At 68.3% G+C, this 18,510-nt stretch carries 18 protein-coding genes; 17 read left to right on the top strand and 1 reads right to left on the bottom strand.

All coding sequences use genetic code 11. The features are described 5' to 3' along the window. Window positions 1-115 precede the first annotated feature (115 nt). The 14 genes from ACWF82_RS03230 (at window position 116) to ACWF82_RS03165 (ending at window position 14,894) form a co-directional block, all read left to right on the top strand. Entirely contained in the window at window positions 116-1,615 is a 1,500-nt protein-coding gene (locus ACWF82_RS03230) for a CoA-acylating methylmalonate-semialdehyde dehydrogenase (RefSeq protein WP_452497466.1), read from the top strand. A gap of 6 nt (window positions 1,616-1,621) precedes the next feature. After that, entirely contained in the window at window positions 1,622-2,761 is a 1,140-nt protein-coding gene (locus ACWF82_RS03225; RefSeq protein WP_452497465.1) for an acyl-CoA dehydrogenase family protein, read from the top strand. Beyond that, on the top strand, window positions 2,758-3,828 hold the full coding sequence (locus ACWF82_RS03220; protein WP_452497463.1) for an enoyl-CoA hydratase/isomerase family protein: 1,071 nt from the start codon (window positions 2,758-2,760) through the stop codon (window positions 3,826-3,828). Before ACWF82_RS03225 ends, ACWF82_RS03220 begins: the two co-directional genes overlap by 4 nt. Next, a complete protein-coding gene (mmsB, locus tag ACWF82_RS03215) occupies window positions 3,825-4,721 on the top strand; it encodes a 3-hydroxyisobutyrate dehydrogenase (RefSeq protein ID WP_452497461.1) in 897 nt (298 codons plus the stop codon). The genes ACWF82_RS03220 and mmsB overlap by 4 nt, the downstream gene beginning before the upstream one ends. Next, a complete protein-coding gene (locus tag ACWF82_RS03210; RefSeq protein WP_452497459.1) occupies window positions 4,718-5,494 on the top strand; it encodes an enoyl-CoA hydratase in 777 nt (258 codons plus the stop codon). Before mmsB ends, ACWF82_RS03210 begins: the two co-directional genes overlap by 4 nt. A gap of 29 nt (window positions 5,495-5,523) precedes the next feature. Beyond that, complete coding sequence (locus tag ACWF82_RS03205; RefSeq protein ID WP_452497457.1) at window positions 5,524-6,735, top strand: acetyl-CoA C-acetyltransferase; 1,212 nt, start codon at window positions 5,524-5,526, stop codon at window positions 6,733-6,735. Window positions 6,736-6,763: 28 nt separating this feature from the next. Continuing rightward, window positions 6,764-8,929 carry a 3-hydroxyacyl-CoA dehydrogenase NAD-binding domain-containing protein gene (locus ACWF82_RS03200; protein WP_452497455.1) on the top strand — a complete coding sequence of 722 codons (2,166 nt, stop codon included), beginning with the start codon at window positions 6,764-6,766 and terminating at the stop codon, window positions 8,927-8,929. A 5-nt stretch (window positions 8,930-8,934) separates the two neighbouring features. Continuing rightward, window positions 8,935-9,603 (top strand): TetR/AcrR family transcriptional regulator, encoded by a 669-nt coding sequence (locus ACWF82_RS03195; protein WP_452497453.1) that lies wholly within the window; start codon window positions 8,935-8,937, stop codon window positions 9,601-9,603. 42 nt (window positions 9,604-9,645) lie between these two features. After that, entirely contained in the window at window positions 9,646-10,140 is a 495-nt protein-coding gene (locus tag ACWF82_RS03190) for an SRPBCC family protein (RefSeq protein ID WP_452497452.1), read from the top strand. A 112-nt stretch (window positions 10,141-10,252) separates the two neighbouring features. Then, a complete protein-coding gene (locus ACWF82_RS03185) occupies window positions 10,253-11,188 on the top strand; it encodes a TauD/TfdA dioxygenase family protein (protein WP_452497450.1) in 936 nt (311 codons plus the stop codon). Window positions 11,189-11,309: 121 nt separating this feature from the next. Further along, window positions 11,310-11,954: an ABC transporter permease gene (locus tag ACWF82_RS03180; RefSeq protein ID WP_452497448.1), complete on the top strand. Its 645-nt coding sequence runs from the start codon at window positions 11,310-11,312 to the stop codon at window positions 11,952-11,954. Further along, a complete protein-coding gene (locus tag ACWF82_RS03175; RefSeq protein WP_452497446.1) occupies window positions 11,951-13,189 on the top strand; it encodes an ATP-binding cassette domain-containing protein in 1,239 nt (412 codons plus the stop codon). Before ACWF82_RS03180 ends, ACWF82_RS03175 begins: the two co-directional genes overlap by 4 nt. After that, window positions 13,186-13,923: an ABC transporter permease gene (locus tag ACWF82_RS03170; protein WP_379303974.1), complete on the top strand. Its 738-nt coding sequence runs from the start codon at window positions 13,186-13,188 to the stop codon at window positions 13,921-13,923. The genes ACWF82_RS03175 and ACWF82_RS03170 overlap by 4 nt, the downstream gene beginning before the upstream one ends. After that, window positions 13,920-14,894, top strand: a complete 975-nt coding sequence (locus ACWF82_RS03165) for a glycine betaine ABC transporter substrate-binding protein (RefSeq protein ID WP_452497443.1) — start codon at window positions 13,920-13,922, stop codon at window positions 14,892-14,894. The genes ACWF82_RS03170 and ACWF82_RS03165 overlap by 4 nt, the downstream gene beginning before the upstream one ends. Before the next feature lie 30 nt (window positions 14,895-14,924). Here ACWF82_RS03165 and ACWF82_RS03160 read toward each other — a convergent pair whose 3' ends face one another. Further along, entirely contained in the window at window positions 14,925-15,827 is a 903-nt protein-coding gene (locus tag ACWF82_RS03160) for an alpha/beta hydrolase (protein ID WP_452497441.1), read from the bottom strand. A gap of 95 nt (window positions 15,828-15,922) precedes the next feature. On the opposite strand from ACWF82_RS03160, the gene ACWF82_RS03155 reads away from it, so the two are divergent. The 3 genes from ACWF82_RS03155 to ACWF82_RS03145 all read left to right on the top strand — a co-directional run bounded on the left by ACWF82_RS03155 (window position 15,923) and on the right by ACWF82_RS03145 (window position 18,362). Next, window positions 15,923-16,606 (top strand): TetR family transcriptional regulator, encoded by a 684-nt coding sequence (locus ACWF82_RS03155; RefSeq protein WP_452497439.1) that lies wholly within the window; start codon window positions 15,923-15,925, stop codon window positions 16,604-16,606. A 120-nt stretch (window positions 16,607-16,726) separates the two neighbouring features. Next, a complete protein-coding gene (locus tag ACWF82_RS03150) occupies window positions 16,727-17,647 on the top strand; it encodes an alpha/beta fold hydrolase (RefSeq protein ID WP_452497438.1) in 921 nt (306 codons plus the stop codon). A gap of 115 nt (window positions 17,648-17,762) precedes the next feature. Next, window positions 17,763-18,362: a TetR/AcrR family transcriptional regulator gene (locus ACWF82_RS03145; protein WP_452497436.1), complete on the top strand. Its 600-nt coding sequence runs from the start codon at window positions 17,763-17,765 to the stop codon at window positions 18,360-18,362. The last annotated feature ends 148 nt before the right edge of the window (window positions 18,363-18,510 follow it).

Raw genomic sequence — 18,510 nt, 5'->3', positions numbered from 1 at the left:
AGTGTTGACAAGGTGCCAATAGTGCTGCCATGGTATCAATTGATAGGACATCCAACTATTGGATCACCTTTCAACTGCGCCCCCGGGTGCACCGACCCCCACGACAAGGACTGGCATGGTTCGCGAACTCACCCACTTCATCGACGGACAGCACGTCAAGGGCGCTTCGGGCGCGTTCGGTGAGGTGTTCGATCCGAACAGCGGGCAGGTGCAGGCCAGGGTTCCGTTGGCGAGTACCGCCGAGGTCGAGGCGGTGATCGCCAACGCGGCCGCGGCGCAGCCGGTGTGGGCGGCGTTCAACCCGCAGAAGCGGGCCAGGGTGCTGATGAAGTTCCTGACCCTGGTCAACGACGAGATCGACAGCCTGGCGGCGCTGCTGTCGTCGGAGCACGGCAAGACCATCGCCGACGCCAAGGGCGACATCCAGCGCGGCCTCGAGGTGATCGAGTTCGCTGTCGGTATCCCGCACCTGCTCAAGGGCGAGTACACCGAGAGCGCGGGCACCGGCATCGACGTGTACTCGATGCGGCAGCCGCTGGGCGTCGTCGCCGGCATCACCCCGTTCAACTTCCCGGCCATGATCCCGCTGTGGAAGGCCGGTCCGGCGCTGGCGTGCGGCAACGCGTTCGTGCTCAAGCCGTCCGAGCGCGACCCGTCGGTGCCGCTGCGCCTGGCCGAGCTGTTCCTCGAGGCGGGCCTGCCGCCGGGGGTGTTCAACGTGGTCAACGGCGGTAAGGAAGCCGTCGACACGATCCTGCACGACCCGCGGATCAAGGCCGTCGGCTTCGTCGGCTCGACCCCGATCGCGCAGTACATCTACGAGACCGCGACCGCGAACGGCAAGCGCGCCCAGTGCTTCGGCGGCGCCAAGAACCACGCGATCGTCATGCCCGACGCCGACCTCGACGATGTCGCCGACCAGCTGATCGGCGCGGGCTACGGTTCCGCGGGCGAGCGGTGCATGGCGATCTCGGTGGCCGTGCCGGTGGGGGAGGAGACCGCCGATCGGCTGGTCGCCAAGCTGACCGAGCGGGTGCACAAGCTCAATGTCGGCCGGTCCGACGATCCGGGCGCCGATTTCGGTCCGCTGGTCGGGCGTGACGGTGTGGACCGGGTGAACAACTACGTGCAGATCGGTGTCGACGAGGGCGCCGAGCTGGTTGTCGACGGCCGCGGGCTGGTCGTCGAGGGTGCCGAGGACGGCTATTTCGTCGGCGCGAGCCTGTTCGACAAGGTCACCGCCGACATGCGGATCTACAAGGAGGAGATCTTCGGTCCCGTCGTGACCGTGGTCCGTGCCGAGGACTACGAAGAGGGCCTGCGTCTGGCGAACGAGCACGAATACGGCAACGGCGTCGCCATCTTCACCCGCGACGGTGACACCGCCCGCGATTTCGCCGCGCGCGTGCAGGTCGGCATGGTCGGCATCAATGTGCCCATCCCGGTGCCGATCGCCTACTACACCTTCGGCGGCTGGAAGCGTTCGGGCTTCGGCGATCTCAACCAGCACGGTCCCGACTCGATCCGCTTCTACACCAAGACCAAGACGGTGACCCAGCGCTGGCCTGCCGGTCTGAAGGAGTCCAACGCCTTCGTCATCCCGACGATGGACTGACCGGCCGTGTTCACACTCGACGACGACGAGCGCGCGATCGGTGAGACCGCGCGCCAGTTCGCCGACGAATTCCTCGCGCCGAACGCGCTGGAATGGGATGAGCGCAAACACTTCCCGGTAGACGTGCTCCGCAAGGCAGGCCCGGTCGGCTTGGGCGGCATCTATGTGCGCGAGGACGTCGGCGGCTCGCAGCTGCGCAGGCTCGACGCCGTGCGGATCTTCGAAGAGCTGGCCACCGGGTGTCCCGCGGTCGCGGCCTACATCTCGATCCACAACATGGCGACCTGGATGATCGACGCTTTCGGCACCGAAGAACAGCGGAACCGCTGGGTGCCCGGGATGGCCTCGATGGAACTGCTCGGCAGTTACGCCCTCACCGAGCCGGGTGTCGGTTCCGACGCGGCGGCCTTGAGTACCAAGGCCGTGCGGGACGGGGACGACTACATCCTCACCGGCGCCAAGCAGTTCATCTCCGGTGCGGGCGCCAACGACGTGTACGTGATGATGGTTCGCACCGGTCAGGAAGGTTCGCGCGGCATTTCGGCGCTGATCGTCCCGGCCGACACACCCGGCCTGACGGTGGGACCGAACGAGCGCAAGATGGGCTGGAACGCGCAGCCGACACGCCAGGTGATCCTGGAGGACGCGCGCGTACCGGTGGCCAACCGGCTCGGCGCCGAGGGCGACGGCTTCGCGATCGCGATGAACGGGCTCAACGGCGGCAGGCTCAATATCGCGGCCTGCTCGGTCGGCGGCGCGCAGGCGGCGCTGGACAAGACCGTGCCGTATCTGGCCGAACGGCACGCCTTCGGCAAACCGCTGGCGCGCAACGAGGCCCTGCAGTTCGACCTGGCCGACATGCGCACCGAGCTGGAAGCGGCGCGGACCCTGCTGTGGCGGGCCGCGGCCGCGCTCGACGCCGGGGCGCCGGACAAGGTCGAACTGTGCGCGATGGCCAAGCGTTTCGCCACCGACGCGGGTTTCGAGGTCGCCAACAAGGCGCTGCAATTGCACGGCGGCTACGGCTACCTGCACGAATACGGCCTGGAGAAGATCGTCCGCGACCTGCGGGTCCACCAGATCCTCGAGGGCACCAACGAAATCATGCGGGTGGTCGTCGCCCGCACGCTGACAGGAGCGGCATGACCGACGAACCCGAAGTGCTGATCACCGTCGAAGACGGCCTCGGCCTCATCACCCTGAACCGGCCCAAGGCCATCAACGCGCTGAATCATTCGATGGCACTGGCCATCACCGACGCGCTCCGGGCGTGGGCCGACGACGACGCGGTGCGCGCGGTCGTGGTCACCGGCGCGGGCGAGCGCGGTTTGTGCGCGGGCGGTGACATCGTCGCCATCCACGCCGACGCGAAAGGCGGTACGGCGAGCGCCGATTCGCCGACCGGGGTGTTCTGGCGCGACGAGTACATCCTCAACGCACTCATCGGCCGCTACCCCAAGCCGTACGTGGTGATCATGGACGGCATCGTGATGGGCGGTGGTGTCGGCCTGTCCGGGCACGGCAGCCACCGCATCGTCACCGAACGCTCCCGGATCGGAATGCCCGAGGTCGGGATCGGTTTCGTGCCCGACGTCGGCGGCACCTACCTGCTCTCGCGCGCACCGGGCGAGCTCGGCACCCACGTCGCGCTGACCACCGCGCGGATGAGCGCGGGCGACGCCATCGCGGCCGGATTCGCCGACCACTACGTGCCGTCCGCCGCGCTCCCGGCACTGCTGGACGCGCTGCGCACCGCCGACGTGGACGCGGCGATCGCGACGGTGGCCGAACCGTCGCCGGCCTCGGACCTGCTCGCCCAGCAGAGCTGGATCGACTCCTGCTACAGCGCCGACACCGTGGAGGAGATCGCGGCCCGTCTGCAGACTGCCGATTCTCCCGAGGCGACCAAGGCCGCCGACGACCTGCTGGCCAAATCGCCTGTCGCGCTGAAGGTCACGTTGCGGTCGTTGCGGGCCGCGCGGGAGCTGCCGAGCCTCGAGGCGGTGCTCGACCAGGAGTACCGGGTCTCGATCGCCGCGCTCGGCTCGCACGATCTGGTCGAGGGGATCCGCGCCCAGGTCATCGACAAGGACCGCACTCCGCGGTGGGAGCCCGCGAGCCTGGCCGAGGTCACCGACGCGCAGGTGGCGGCGTACTTCGCCGAACTGGGCGACAAGGAACTCGGCGTGACGACACAGGAGGCACAGCGATGACCAAGAAGATCGGTTTCCTCGGGCTCGGTCACATGGGCGCGCCCATGGCGGCGAATCTGGTGCGGGCGGGCTATGACGTGCTCGCCTTCGACCCGGTCCCCGCCGCGCAGGAGCAGGCGCGCGCCGACGGCGCGACGGTGGTGGTCACCGCCGCCGAAGCCGCCGTCGACCGTGACGTGGTGATCACCATGCTGCCCAACGGCAAGCTCGTCCTCGACGTGTACGCCGAGCTCCTGCCCGCCGCGGCGCCGGGCACCCTGTTCATCGACTGTTCCACCATCGATGTCGCCGACGCGAAAGCCGCTGCGGCACAGGCGGTCGCGGCCGGTCATCGGCCGCTGGACGCCCCGGTCTCCGGTGGTGTGGCCGGAGCGACGGCGGGCACCCTCACCTTCATGGTGGGCGGCGCGGCCGCCGACTCCGCCGACGTGAGCGACGTGCTCGGGGTGATGGGCGGCAAGGTCGTGCACTGCGGTGACGCCGGTGTCGGCCAGGCCGCCAAGATCTGCAACAACATGCTGCTCGGGATCTCCATGATCGGGTTGTCCGAGGCGCTGGTGCTCGGCGAGCAGCTCGGCCTGAGCCACCAGTCGTTCTTCGACGTGGTCTCCACCGCGTCGGGCCAGAGCTGGGCGCTCACCAGCTACTGCCCGGTCCCCGGTCCGGTGCCCGCCAGCCCGGCCAACAACGACTACCAGCCCGGCTTCGCCACCGCGCTGATGTCGAAGGACCTCACCCTGGCCGCGAACGCGTTGCGCGCCAACGGCATCGACGGACAGCTCGGCGCACTGGCCGCCGCGATCTACGAGCGGTTCAACCAGACCGACGCGGGTCGCGACTTCTCCGCGATCATCACCGACATCCGGGATCGCTCCGGGGAGGGATCCGAGTGACCGAGTACGACACGATCCTGCTCGAACGCAAGAACCGGGTCGGCTGGATCACCCTCAACCGGCCGAAGGCGCTCAACGCGCTCAACACCCAGGTCCTCGACGACATCGTCGCCGCCCTGGACGAACTCGAGCGGGACGACGAGATCGGCGCGGTCGTGATCACCGGCTCCGCCAAGGCTTTCGCGGCGGGCGCCGACATCAAGGAGATGCAGCCCAAGTCGTACATGGACATGTTCATGGACGACTTCTTCGCCCGCTGGGACCGGCTCGCGCAGTTCCGCAAGCCCACCGTCGCCGCGGTGGCGGGGTACGCGCTCGGCGGCGGCTGCGAGCTCGCCATGCTCTGCGACATCCTGATCGCCGCCGACACCGCGCAATTCGGCCAGCCCGAGATCAAACTCGGCGTGATCCCCGGCATCGGCGGCTCCCAGCGGCTGACCCGTGCCGTCGGCAAGGCCAAGGCGATGGACCTGGTGCTGACCGGCCGGAACATGGGCGCCGAGGAAGCCGAACGGGCGGGTCTCGTCTCGCGCGTCGTCCCCGCCGACGACCTGCTCGACGTCGCCGCCGAGGTCGCCGAGACCATCGCGGCCAAGTCGCTGCCGGTCACCATGATCGCCAAGGAAGCGGTGAACCGGTCCTTCGAGACCACCCTCGCCGAGGGAATCCGCTTCGAGCGCCGCGTCTTCCACTCGCTGTTCGCGATCGAGGACCAGAAGGAAGGCATGAACGCCTTCGTCGACAAGCGGCCCGCGCACTTCACCCACCGCTGACCTGTCACCCGACACAGTTTCGAGGAACCATGACCGAGGCATTCATCTACGACGCGATCCGCACCCCGCGCGGACGCGGCAAGAAGAACGGCGCCCTGCACGGCGTCAAACCGCTCGACCTGGTGGTCGGGCTCATCGAGGAGCTGAAGGCCCGGTATCCCGGGCTCGATCCGGCGGCCATCGATGACATCGTCCTCGGCGTGGTCTCCCCGGTCGGCGACCAGGGCGCCGACATCGCCAAGACCGCGGCGCTCGCCGCCGGACTGCCCGACACGGTCGCCGGCGTGCAGCTCAACCGGTTCTGCGGTTCGGGCCTCGAGGCGGTCAACACCGCGGCGCAGAAGGTGCGCTCGGGCTGGGAGCAGCTGGTGATCGCCGGTGGCGTGGAATCGATGTCCCGCGTCCCGCTGGGCTCCGACGGCGGTGCGTGGGCGATGGACCCGGTCACCAACTACAACACCTACTTCGTGCCGCAGGGCATCGGCGCCGACCTGATCGCCACCATCGAGGGCTTCAGCCGCGAGGATGTCGACGCGTTCGCGGTGCGGTCGCAGCAGAAGGCCGCGGCGGCGTGGTCGGGTGGCTACTTCGCCAAATCCGTTGTCCCGGTGAAGGACATCAACGGTGCCGTGCTGCTCGATCACGACGAATTCATGCGGCCGGGTACCACGGTGGACAGCCTGGCCGGGCTGACGCCGTCCTTCGCGGCGATGGGGGAGATGGGCGGTTTCGACGCGGTCGCCCTGCAGCGTTACCACCACGTCGAGAAGATCAACCACGTCCATCACGCCGGGAACTCCTCGGGCATCGTCGACGGTTCGGCGCTGGTGCTCATCGGTAGTGAATCCGCCGGTGCCGCAGCCGGTCTCACGCCGCGGGCGCGCGTCGTCGCGTCCGCGGTGAGCGGCAGCGACTCCACGATCATGCTGACCGGGCCGGTTCCGGCGACGGAGAAGGTGCTGGCACTGGCCGGGCTCACGGTCGACGACATCGACCTGTTCGAGCTCAACGAGGCGTTCGCGTCGGTGGTGCTCAATTACCAGAAGAAGCTGGCGATCCCGGACGAGAAGCTCAATGTCAACGGCGGCGCGATCGCCATGGGTCATCCGCTGGGCGCCACCGGCGCCATGATCACCGGAACCATGGTCGACGAGCTCGAGCGCCGGGGAGCGCGGCGCGCGCTGATCACGCTGTGCATCGGCGGCGGCATGGGCATCGCCACCATCATCGAGCGCGTCTGAGCGCCGGACCGGATACAGAGGAAAGACCATGACAGAGAACATGATCGGCTGGGATCTCGGCGCGGACCGGGTGCTCGTCCTGACGATGGATGACCCGAGCCAGTCGACCAACACCATGACCGAGGCATTCGCGCGCGACCTCACCGCCACGGTCGACCGGCTCGAAGCCGAGAAGGACACCTATGACGGCGTGATCCTCACCTCGGGCAAGGACACGTTCTTCGCCGGTGGCGATCTGAACCTGCTGATGAACGCGACCCCCGAGACCGCGCCGCAGATCGCCCTCGGTCTCGACACCTACAAGGCCGCGTTCCGCCGCCTCGAGCAGCTGGGCAAGCCGGTGGTCGCCGCGATCAACGGCACCGCGCTCGGCGGCGGCTTCGAGGTCGCCCTGGCCACCCATCACCGCATCGCGCTCGACGCGAAGGGCAGCCTGCTCGGCCTGCCGGAGGTCACCTTCGGCCTGCTCCCCGGCGCGGGTGGCGTCACCCGCACCGTGCGACTGCTCGGCATCACCAACGCGGTGCTCAACGTCGTCGGCCAGGGCCAGCGGATGAAGCCGGCGAAGGCGCTGCAGGTCGGGATCATTCACGAGGTCGCGGCCTCCAGCGAGGAGATGTTCGAGAAGGCTCGTTCCTGGATCGCGGCCAACCCCGAAGCGGCGCAGCCGTGGGATGTGAAGGGCTACAAGATCCCTGGCGGCACCCCGTCGAGCCCGGCGCTGGCGGCCAACCTGCCCGCGTTCCCTGCCAATGTCCGCAAGCAGCTCAAGGGCGCGCCGATGCCCGCACCGGTCGCGGTGCTGGCCACTGCGGTCGAGGGCGCACAGGTCGACATCGACACCGCGTTCGCCATCGAGACCCGCTACTGCACGAACCTGATCTGCGGCCAGGTCTCGACCAATATGATCAAGTCCCTGTTCTTCGATCTGGGGACGATCAACAAGGGCGGCAGCCGCCCGGAAGGCTTCCCCGTGCGCACGCCGGAGAAGGTCCTCGTGCTCGGCGCGGGCATGATGGGCGCGGGCATCGCCTATGTGCAGGCCCGCGCCGGCATGCAGGTCGTACTCAAGGACGTCACGATCGAAGCGGCCGAGCGCGGTAAGGACTACTCGCGCAAACTGCTCGACAAGGCGCTGCGCAAGGGCGCGATCACCCAGGACAAGTACGACGAGGTACTGGGGCGCATTCATCCGACCGCCGACCCGGCCGATGCCGTGGGCTGCGACTTCGTCGTCGAGGCGGTGTTCGAGGATCCAGGTCTGAAGAAGAAGGTGTTCGGCGAGATCGAGCACCTCGTGAACCCGGACGCGCTGCTCGGATCCAACACCTCCACGCTGCCCATCACCGACCTGGCCACCGGCGTGGGGCGGCAGCAGGATTTCATCGGTCTGCACTTCTTCTCGCCGGTGGACAAGATGCCGCTGGTGGAGATCGTCGTCGGCGAGCAGACCAGCGACGAAGCGATCGCCCGCGCCGTCGACTACACCCTGGCCATCAAGAAGACCCCGATCGTGGTGAACGACAGCCGCGGGTTCTTCACCAGCCGGGTCATCGGCCAATTCATGGACGAGGCGATCGCGCTGGTCGCCGAGGGCGTACACCCCGCCTCGGTCGAACAGGCCGCCACGCAGGCCGGCTACCCGGTGGGCGCGCTGGCGCTGGCCGACGAGATCAATATGAAGCTGGCTCAGAAGATCCGGCGCAGCCTGAAGGACAACCTGCTCGCGGAGGGACGTCGCTGGACCGACTCGAAGGCGTACCCGCTCGTCGACGCGATGGTCGACGACTTCGACCGGCCCGGCCGGCTCGAAGGCCGCGGCTTCTACGAGTACGACGCCGACGGCAAGAAGCTGGGCCTGTGGCCGGGGCTGACGGAGAAGTACACCCGCGAAGATCACGGCATCCCGTTCATCGACATGCAGGAACGGATGCTGTTCGCCGAATCACTCGACACCGTGCGGTGTTTCGACGAGAACGTGCTGCGCACCGTGCCGGACGCGAACATCGGCTCCATCTTCGGTATCGGTTTCCCGGCGTGGACCGGTGGCGTCGTCCAGTACATCAACCAGTACGCGGGCGGGCTCGCCGGATTCGTCGCGCGGGCCGACGAACTGCGCGCCGCCTACGGTGATCGGTTCGAGGTTCCTGAGTCGTTGCGGGCCAAGGCCGCCGCCGGAGAGACGCTGGGCTGAGCGTCATGACGACGGACACGACCCCCCGGCGCCCGGTCCTGCCGGGAGCCGGGGCGGGGGTCACCTCCGCGCGCGGAGTGCGTGGCGACGGCAGGCGCGCGCACCGCAGGCGCGTTGTCGTCGCCGCCGCGCGAGACGTGTTCGTCGCCAGCGGCTATCACGGCGCGCGGATGGAGGAGATCAGCGCGCGCGCCGGGATCAGCAAGCCGGTACTGTACGACCACTTCGCGAACAAGCTGGACCTGTATCTGGCTGTGCTGCAACAGTATCTGGACCGCATGGTCGACGGTGTCCGTGCCGCGGTCGCCGCCGACGCGTCAGCGCGGTCCCGGCTGCGGGTAGCCGTGTCGGTGTATTTCGACTTCGTCGACGAGGACCCGGGCGGTCACGTGCTGGTCTTCGAATCACCGGTCCCCAGCGAACCGAGCATCGAATGGCGGGTACGCAGCGCGCTGCGTGCCTGCGCCGACCTCGTCGCCACCGAACTCCGCGCGGTCGGTGTCGACGCCGCGCCCGCCGACATGTACGCCTGGAGCCTGGTGGGTTCCAGCCACCTGGCCGCGCGCCACTGGCTCGACGCCGGACGCCCGATTCCCAAGCAGGACGCCGTCGACGTCACCGCCGCCCTGTGCTGGAACGGGCTGTCCGGCTGCGCGCGCAGGTCCGACCACTGAAACACCCCCGTCACCACCGACAGAACGGACGAAGAGACACCCATGCCGACTTACGCCCTGCATGAGTCCGACGATCACTTCCTCGCCACCGCCCCGAACCGCTACGTCCACGTCGTCGAGATCGCCGCGCCGCCGAGCGCGGTGTGGGCCGCACTGACCGCCGATGACGCCTTGGTGTCCTGGTCGTCGGCCGTCACCGGCATGCGCTGGACCTCGCAGCCCCCGTTCGGCGTCGGCGCCACGCGAGTCGTCACGCTCGCCGGTGTCGCCGGACTGACCGAACGCTTCTACCGCTGGGACGACGAACGCCGGATGACCTTCACCGTCGATTCCGCCACCATCCCCGGATTGCGCCGGTTCGCCGAGGACATCCAGCTCACGCCCTCCACCACGGGCACCCGGCTGACCTGGACGTTCGCCGTCGAAGGCGGTCCGGCGCTGCGGCCGCTGCTGCGCCTGGCCGGTCCGGTGACCGACCGGCTCACCGCCTCCATCGCCCGCGGCATCGTGGGATCGGTCGACGCTCCGGTGCGGTAATCAGGACGGTTCGCTGTGCCTTTCTGCTCGAGGTGAATCCAATGCTGGCCGCGGTGCGGCCGGGCTGGTTTCGTTTGTCCTGATAGTCCAGGTTCGAGCGAAAGGCCTCCGTATGTCCATCGATGACGCAGCCGTTCCGGGCAGCGCGGTGCGGGTGGCCAAGCTCGGTGCCCACATCGGCGCGCGGATCGACGGAGTGCGGCTCGGCGGTGACCTCGACGCCCGGTCCGTCGCGGCGATCCGGGCCGCGCTCGCCGAGCACAAGGTGATCTTCTTCCGCGACCAGCACCACCTCACCGAGGACGGGCAATACGAGTTCGCGCAGCTGCTCGGCGAACCGACCACCCCGCATCCGACCGTCACCTCGGCCGGCGCGAAGAGCCTGGCCATCGACTCCGGCCAGACCCGCTCGAACGTCTGGCACACCGATGTCACCTTCGTCGACCGCGTCCCGAAGGCGTCGATCCTGCGGGCCGTCGCGCTGCCCAGCTACGGCGGCTCGACCACCTGGGCCTCGACCGTCGCCGCGTACAACGCACTGCCCGAACCACTCCGGCGGCTCGCCGAGAGCCTGCGCGCACGGCACACGAACCGCTACGACTACGCCGCCGACATCGAGGACAGCCCGGACGACATCGATCGGGCCTACCGTCGCGAGTTCGAATCCACCTACTTCGAGACCGAGCACCCGGTGGTGGAAGTGCACCCCGAGACCGGCGAACGTGCCCTGCTGCTCGGCTGCTTCGTCAAGGAGATCGTCGGCCTGTCGAGCGCCGAGTCGCGGGCGCTGTTGCGGCTGTTCCAAGATCGGGTGACCCGCCTCGAACACACCACCCGCTGGGACTGGTCACTGGGCGATGTCGCCATCTGGGACAACAGGGCCACCCAGCACTACGCGGTCGACGACTACGACGGCAGCGAGCATCGCAGGCTCACCCGCATCACGCTGGCCGGGAAGGTCCCGATCGGGGTCGACGGCAGGTCGAGCACCGTCATCGCGGGCGCCGCCGAGCCCTACGCGACGGTCCCGCTGCGGCGGGCGGCATAGCCGACGTCCGCTCGCGCATCCCCGGACGGGCACGCCGTATCGATTACCCTTCGACGGCGCAGACGTCCGGTGCTCACGCGCGAACAGGTCCCCACTGGCCCAGCCTGACGATGGGAATGCCGTGAACTTGTGGAGCTATATCCAGGGGCGGGGAGAGGTGCTGACGTTCCTCACCTATCAGCATGCGTCGCTGGCGTTTCAGACGGTGCTGGCCGGAACGGTCGTCGCCATCCTCACCGCGGTGGCTGTATACCGGCTGCCGCTGGCGTCCGCACTCACCCTGACCTCGAGCCGGGTCGCGCTGACGATTCCCTCGCTCGCACTGCTGGCGCTGCTGCTCGTCCCGTTCGGGCTCGGTGTCGTCCCGTCGTTCATCATGCTGGCGTTCTTCGCGGCGCTGCCGGTGATCGGCAACGCCATCGTCGGGCTGCGGTCGGTGCCCGCGTCGGTGGTGGAATCCGCGCGCGGGATCGGGTTGTCGCGGTGGCGCATCCTGCTGACGGTCGAATTGCCGATCGCCTGGCCGGTGATCCTCACCGGGATCAGGGTGTCGACCCAGATGATCGTCGGGGTCGCCGCGATCGTCGCCTATGTCCTCGGCCCCGGTCTCGGCTCGCTGATCTTCAACGGCCTGTCCCGGCTCGGTGGCGCCAATTCCCTCGAAATGGCGCTCACCGGAACCATTCTCATCGTCGCCGTCGCGTTGGTGTTCGACGCGCTTCTCGTCCTGCTCGGACGCCTCACGATCGCCAAGGGGCTCGCATGACCGATCTTCGCCATGTCACCGGTGCGTCCATCACCCTGGACTCGGTGGTCAAGCGCTACAAGGGCCAGGACAAGCCCGCGGTAGCGCGGCTCGACCTGGAGATCGACGCGGGCCACATCGTCGCGTTCGTCGGCCCGTCCGGATGCGGCAAGACGACCACGCTGAAAATGATCAACCGGCTGATCGAGCCGACCGATGGCCGGATCTTCATCGGTGGCCGCGACGTCACCCGGGAGGATCCCGACAAGCTGCGGCAGTCGATCGGGTACGTCATCCAGTCCGGCGGCCTGTTCCCGCACTGGTCGGTGGCCAAGAACATCGGCGCCATTCCCCGGGTCCTCGGCTGGGACAAGAAGCGGATCGCCGAACGCACCGAATACCTGCTGGATCTGGTCGGCCTCGACCCCGGCACCTTCGCCGACCGGCTGCCCAAGGACATGTCCGGTGGCCAGCAGCAGCGCGTCGGCGTCGCGCGCGCCCTCGCGGCGGACCCGCCGGTGCTGCTGATGGACGAACCGTTCGGCGCTGTCGATCCGATCACCCGGGTTCGGTTGCAGGACAGCCTGATCGCGATCCAGCACGAGCTCGGCAAGACCATCGTGATCGTCACCCACGACTTCGAGGAAGCCACGAAGCTCGGTGACAAGGTGCTCATCCTGTCCGAGGGCGGGCACGTCGAGCAGTACGCGCGCCCGGAGGAGATCCTCACCGATCCGGCGACGCCGTTCGTGGAGGAATTCGTCGGGTCCGGCGCGAAATTGGCGTATCTGACGGTGTCGCGGGTTCGGGATGTCGAGGTCGACCCGGTGACCACCGCGCGGATCGGGGAATCGTCACCGGTGGTGATCGGGCGCGCGCAAGCGGCCGGACACACCTGGGTCGTCGTGGTGGACGAGTCGGGACGGCCACGGTCGTGGCCCTCGCTGACGGAAGTGGCGAGCAAGCCGGAGGTCTCCGACTATCTGGACCGGCGCCTGCCCGTCGTCGCGCAATCCTCGACGCTCAACGACGCGCTCGACGCCATGCTCGCGGCCAGCCAGGGCGCCACCCTCGTCACCGACGGCCGCGGCGCCGTCATCGGCTCGCTGAGCATCGGTTCGGTGACCGACGTGATCCAGACCAAGCTCGCCGAGGGCAACGGTGTCGCCGAGGAGCCCTCCTACGAAACCTATGTCGACGGCTCCGATCCCACGCCGACGCCGGTCGTCGCCGCCGACGAACCCGGACCGGCATGAACCGCCTGCGCCGGATCCCGATCGACGTGTGGTTCGAACCGCTCGTCATCGTGGTGATCGGGATCGGCTACCTGCTCTGGTATCGGGCCTCGACCTTCACCGCGACCGAGCAGGCCTCGCTCGGCTGGGCGAACCTGCAGACCACGATCCTCGAACACATCCGGCTCACCGTCGTCGCCACGCTGATCGTGGTCGTCGTCGCGATCCCGCTCGGCATCGCGCTCACTCGGCCCGCCTTGCAGCGGCTCGAGCCGATCGCGGTCAATATCGCCAATATCGGGCAGGCCGCGCCCGCGGTCGGCCTGCTGGTGCTGTTCACCTTCTGGCTCGGTACCGGATTCCGCACGGCCGTCGTCGGTCTCGTCGTCTACGCGATCCTGCCCATCCTGCAGAACACGATCGTCGGGCTGCGGCAGGTGGATCACCGCACGATCGAGGCGGCCCGCGGCATCGGCTTCTCGGCCACCAGGACCCTGGTCCAGGTCGAGTTGCCACTGGCGGTCCCGGTGATCCTCAACGGTGTGCGGACCGCGCTGGTCATCCTGGTCGGCACCGCGACGCTGAGCACGTTCATCGGCGCGACCAGCCTCGGCACCCTGATCACCACCGGTGTCACCCTGTTCCTGCCCAAGCTGCTCATCTCCGGAGCCGTGCTCGTCGGGCTGCTGGCGTTGATCATCGACTGGCTCGGCAGGCTCGTCGAACTTGCCGCGACTCCGCGAGGTATCTCATGAGACGAGCACGGCTGGTCACGCTGATGTCAGCGTTCGCGGCGACACTGCTCGCCGGGTGCGGTCTGGTGAGCTCGTCGGGGACCTTCCACGACGCGAGTCTGCCCGGCGGTGAGCGGCCGCTGGACGGCGCGAAGCTCGTCGTCACCTCGAAGAGCTTCACCGAGGGCGTGCTGCTCGGCAAGATCACCGCGACCTATCTGGCCGCGGCGGGCGCGTCGGTCACCGATCTGACAGGCGCACCGGGTTCGGCCTCCTCACGCCAGGCCCAGCTCAACGGCGACGCCGACGTGCTGTGGGAGTACACCGGCACCGGCTGGGTCAACTACCACAACCAGACCGAGACGATCGCCGACCCACAGGAACTCTGGCAGCGCGTCCACGACATCGAAAAGCGCGACTACGACCTCGAATGGCTTCCCCCCGCCAACTTCAACGACACCTACGCCTTCGCCGCGTCGACACCGACCGCCGACAGGCTCGGCGTGCGGTCGCTGTCGGACGTGGCCGCACTTCCCGTCGCCGACCGAACCTTCTGCGTCGACGACGAATTCTTCAGCCGCTCCGACGGTTTCATTCCCATGCTGGCGAAATACGGTATCCCCTACAACGATCCGGACGGCGTCCCCGCTGGCAACGTCACCAGAATGGACGCCGGCGTCGTCTATACCGCGACCGCCAAAAGCGCCCCGTGCCATTTCGGCATGGTCTACACCACCGACGGCCGGGTCAAGAACCTGAACCTGCGCGTCCTCGACGACGACAAGAAGTTCTTCCTGCCCTACAGCGGCACAGCCGTCGTCCGCGGCACCGTCATCGAGGCCAACCCCCAGTTGCGCCCCCTGCTCGGCACCATCTCCGAACGCCTCACCGACGACCTCATGCGGGAGCTGAACGGGCGCGTCGACATCGACGGCGAAGACCCCGCCGACGTCGCCTACGACTGGCTGAAGAGCGAAAACCTGATCGAATAGGCGGGATACCGGCCGATCCGGAGGGCGAACTCAGGTCACATCGGTCGGTAGCGAGTCGTCGGTCCGGCGGTAGAACTCGATCTGGTCGGCGACGACGCGTCGGCGCAACTCCGGGTCGGTGTAGAAGGTGAAATGGGTGCCGGGGTAGATCCGCAGCTCGCCACGCGGCGCGCGATCGGCCAGCTCGCGGCACTTCTCCAGCGGTGTCTCCTGATCGTCGGCGGCGACGCAGACCAGGAGCGGGCAGGACAGGCGGGCGGCGGACTCGGCCGGACGGTAGCGCATCATCTGCAGGAGCGCGCGCGGCGCGATGCTGTTGCGCCACAATGTTTCTCCGCTTCCGGTCAGTGTCCGGATATGCGCCTCTGCCTCGGGTGTCGCGGTGACGGCCAGCTCACCGGGACGGCCGACCATCGGGATGTAGTACGGCCGCATCCCGAGCGTGCCGCGCACGGTGTCCCAGGCGATCGCGCCGAGCAGCTTCAGCGTGTCACCGGTCGAGCGGTCCGCCACGCGGTCGGGAAACCCGTTGAACGGGATCTGCGCGACGACGGCCGCGATGCGGGGATCCGTTGCGGCGACGGTGATCACGTGCGCCCCGCCCAGCGAGTTCCCCCACAGGAAGATCCGGTCGGGGTCGATGCGCTCATGGCCGCGGGCGAACGCGACCGCGGCGCGGATGTCGTCGAGTTGACCGGCGATGTCGGGCACCTGGCGCGGTTCGCCGTCGCTCTCGCCGAAGCCGCGGTAATCGAAGACCAGTGCCGCCGAGCCCGCGGCGGCGAACTTCTCGGCGTAGTCGAAGAGCCGGTCCATCGTGCCGCTGAAGCCGTGACACAGCACCACACACGGCACCGGTCCTGAGTCGGCGGGCAGGTAGAGGTTACCGGCACACCGGACGCCGGCCGCCAGGAAGGACACTGTGATTCGCATACGGCTCAACCCCGTGGCAATAGACTTACTGTCGGTAAGCACTCTAGCGAAAAGGCTGACCATTGGTAAGTGATTCGACGACATCGGAGCGGATCTTGGCCGCGGCGCGCGTCCTGTTCGCCGCCCGCGGCTACCGGGCCACCTCGATGCAGGCCGTCGCCGACGAGGTCGGCATCACCAAAGCCGCCCTCTATTACCACTTCGACGCCAAAGACGAGATCCTGCGCCAGCTCACGGTGCCGCTGCTGGACGAGCTCGAAGCGGCGCTGGCCGCCGCCGAAGCCGGCGCCGGCGCCGGCGAGGTGCGATGGCGGGCGATCGAAGGCTACGTAGATGTCCACTTGCGCCATCGGCACACGCTGACGATGCTCGTCAAAGACATGACCTTGCTGGTGCAGGCGCCGGTAGCCGACCGATTCCGGGCCGCGATCGCCTTGGCCAACGACTTGGTCGCCGGCCCGGACGACAGCATCGGGAACAGGGTGCTGGCCTGCCAGGTGGTCGCCGGTCTGGCCGACCCGGTGGTGCTGTTCCGGGAGGTACCGACCGACACCCTCCGCCGGTTGATCCTGGACGGTGCGCGGGCGCTGCTCGGGGAGCCTGCCCGGCCTCGGCCCCGCGGCCGCGCCCGCGGGCGCAACGGTGGACGGCCCGCCGCGCTCACCGAGGAACAGGTCGAACAGGTGCGTTCGCTCCATCTCGCGGGCGGTGCCGCCGAGGCGATCGCCGACCGATTCGGTGTCTCCAGGGCAACGATCTACCGCCATCTCAAAAACTGATGATTATGAGAATTGATTTCGCGACAGCGGGTGATGCTGTGAACCACGTCATGTCGCGTCACGTCGGGTGCCGTTCGCTCGTCCTGGGAGTAGTCATTCCGTCGAGAAGAAGGCGCCGACATGAATATTCGAACGCTGTCCGCACGGCTCGCGCTGGTCACCGCCGCGGTCCTCGCCGCTGCCGCCACACCGGTGGCCCACGCCGAGGGGGCTGACGGCTCGGCCTATCTGAGCCGAGTCGGGTCCCACTACGCCGAGACCGATCTCGCCCGATTCCATTACACGCGAACCGGGACCGGCTCGCCCGTCGTTCTGATCGCAGGGGGCGGATTGTGGGGCTATTCCTGGCGAGACGTCATTCCGGCGCTGGCCGCCGAGCACACGGTGTATGCCGTCGACCTGCCCAGTCAGGGCTACACCGACGTGCGTCGCGAGGACTTCGCCTACGACCTGCCCGCGATGTCGGAAGCCATCAGGGCATTCCTCGATGCCGTCGGACTGGAGCGGGCGGCGATCGCCGGGCACTCGTGGGGTGGCGCCTGGAGTCTGTACTTCGCACAGCAGCATCCGGATCGCGTCGAGCGACTGGTACTTCTCGATTCGCCCGGCATCGACGCCGAAAAGGCGCCTGTCACACCGTTGTTCACCACCCCGCTGCTCGGTGAGCTCGCCACGAACCTCACCACTCGCGACCTCTACGCCGACAACATCCGCGGCACCTTCGAGCACCGGCACCTGGTCACCGACGCAGTGATCGACGAGCTGTACGCACCGTTCTCCCGACCGGCCAACCGCGCCGGATTCCTGTCGCTGTGGCGCAATCTGGACTACCGGCTCACCGACGCCGGGCTCGCCGAGGTCGCCGCGCCGACGCTCGTCCTGTGGGGCGACCGGGACAGCTGGCTCCCCGCATCCCAAGCCCACCAGCTGGCCGCGCGGATCCCGGAGGCCACGGCAACCGTCGTGCCCGGCTGCGGGCACACCGTCCATGAGGACTGCCCGGCGCAGGTCGCCCCGGTGCTGACAGCGTTCCTGCGCTGAAACGATCGGGCCGGAGCCTGCTCCGTGCCTCGGTCGCCTGCTCGACGGCTCGGTCGACGCGCGCCACTATTCAAGACGAGACGTGCCGTTCCGTCGTGGGATAGGATCTGTGCTCATGGCCAGAACCACGCCGGACCGCACCCGCCGCAGCGAGCGATCCAGGGTCGCGATCCTCGACGCCGCCCGCGAACTCATCGGCGAGGTCGAGTACGCGAAGCTGACGATCGAGGCCATCGCGGCGCGGGCCGGGGTGGGGAAGCAGACGATCTACCGGTGGTGGCCGTCCAAGGGCGCTGTGGTCTTCGACGCCCTGCTGGCCGCGAGCGAGGATCCCGAGGGTGGCGGTATCGAATTGCCGGACACCGGCGATATCGCGGCCGACCTGACCGCGGTGCTGCGCTTGACCGCCGCCGAGTTCGCCGATCCCGCGTTCGCAGGCCCGTTGCGGGCGCTGACCACCGAGATCGTCAACGACCCCGACCTCGCGGCTGTCTATCGGGAGCGCATGGCGGAACCGATGCGCGCGGCCAAGCAGCGGCGGCTGCGGAGTGCGCAGCGCGCGGGACAGCTCCGTGCCGACGCCGACCTGGATCTCGTCGTCGACATGCTCTACGGACCGATCACCCAGCGATGGTTGCAGCGTTCCGGCCGCATCGACGCCGAGTTCGCCGATGCCTTGGTCGATGCGGTACTGCGCGCCTTCGCCCCCGCCTGACCGGAGCGTCTGCCCCGCGGTGTTCGCCGACAACATAACGACACTGTGTCGGCGTGCGAGATCCGCCACAGCCGAAAATTTGTAGCACGCTCATACATTGGCGTCCGGAACCGCGGCTGACCCGCAGCGGAGTTGTCGAGAAGGGCGC

This window comes from Nocardia sp. NPDC055053 (assembly GCF_053608285.1).
This window is presented reverse-complemented; position numbering and strand designations above follow the sequence as displayed.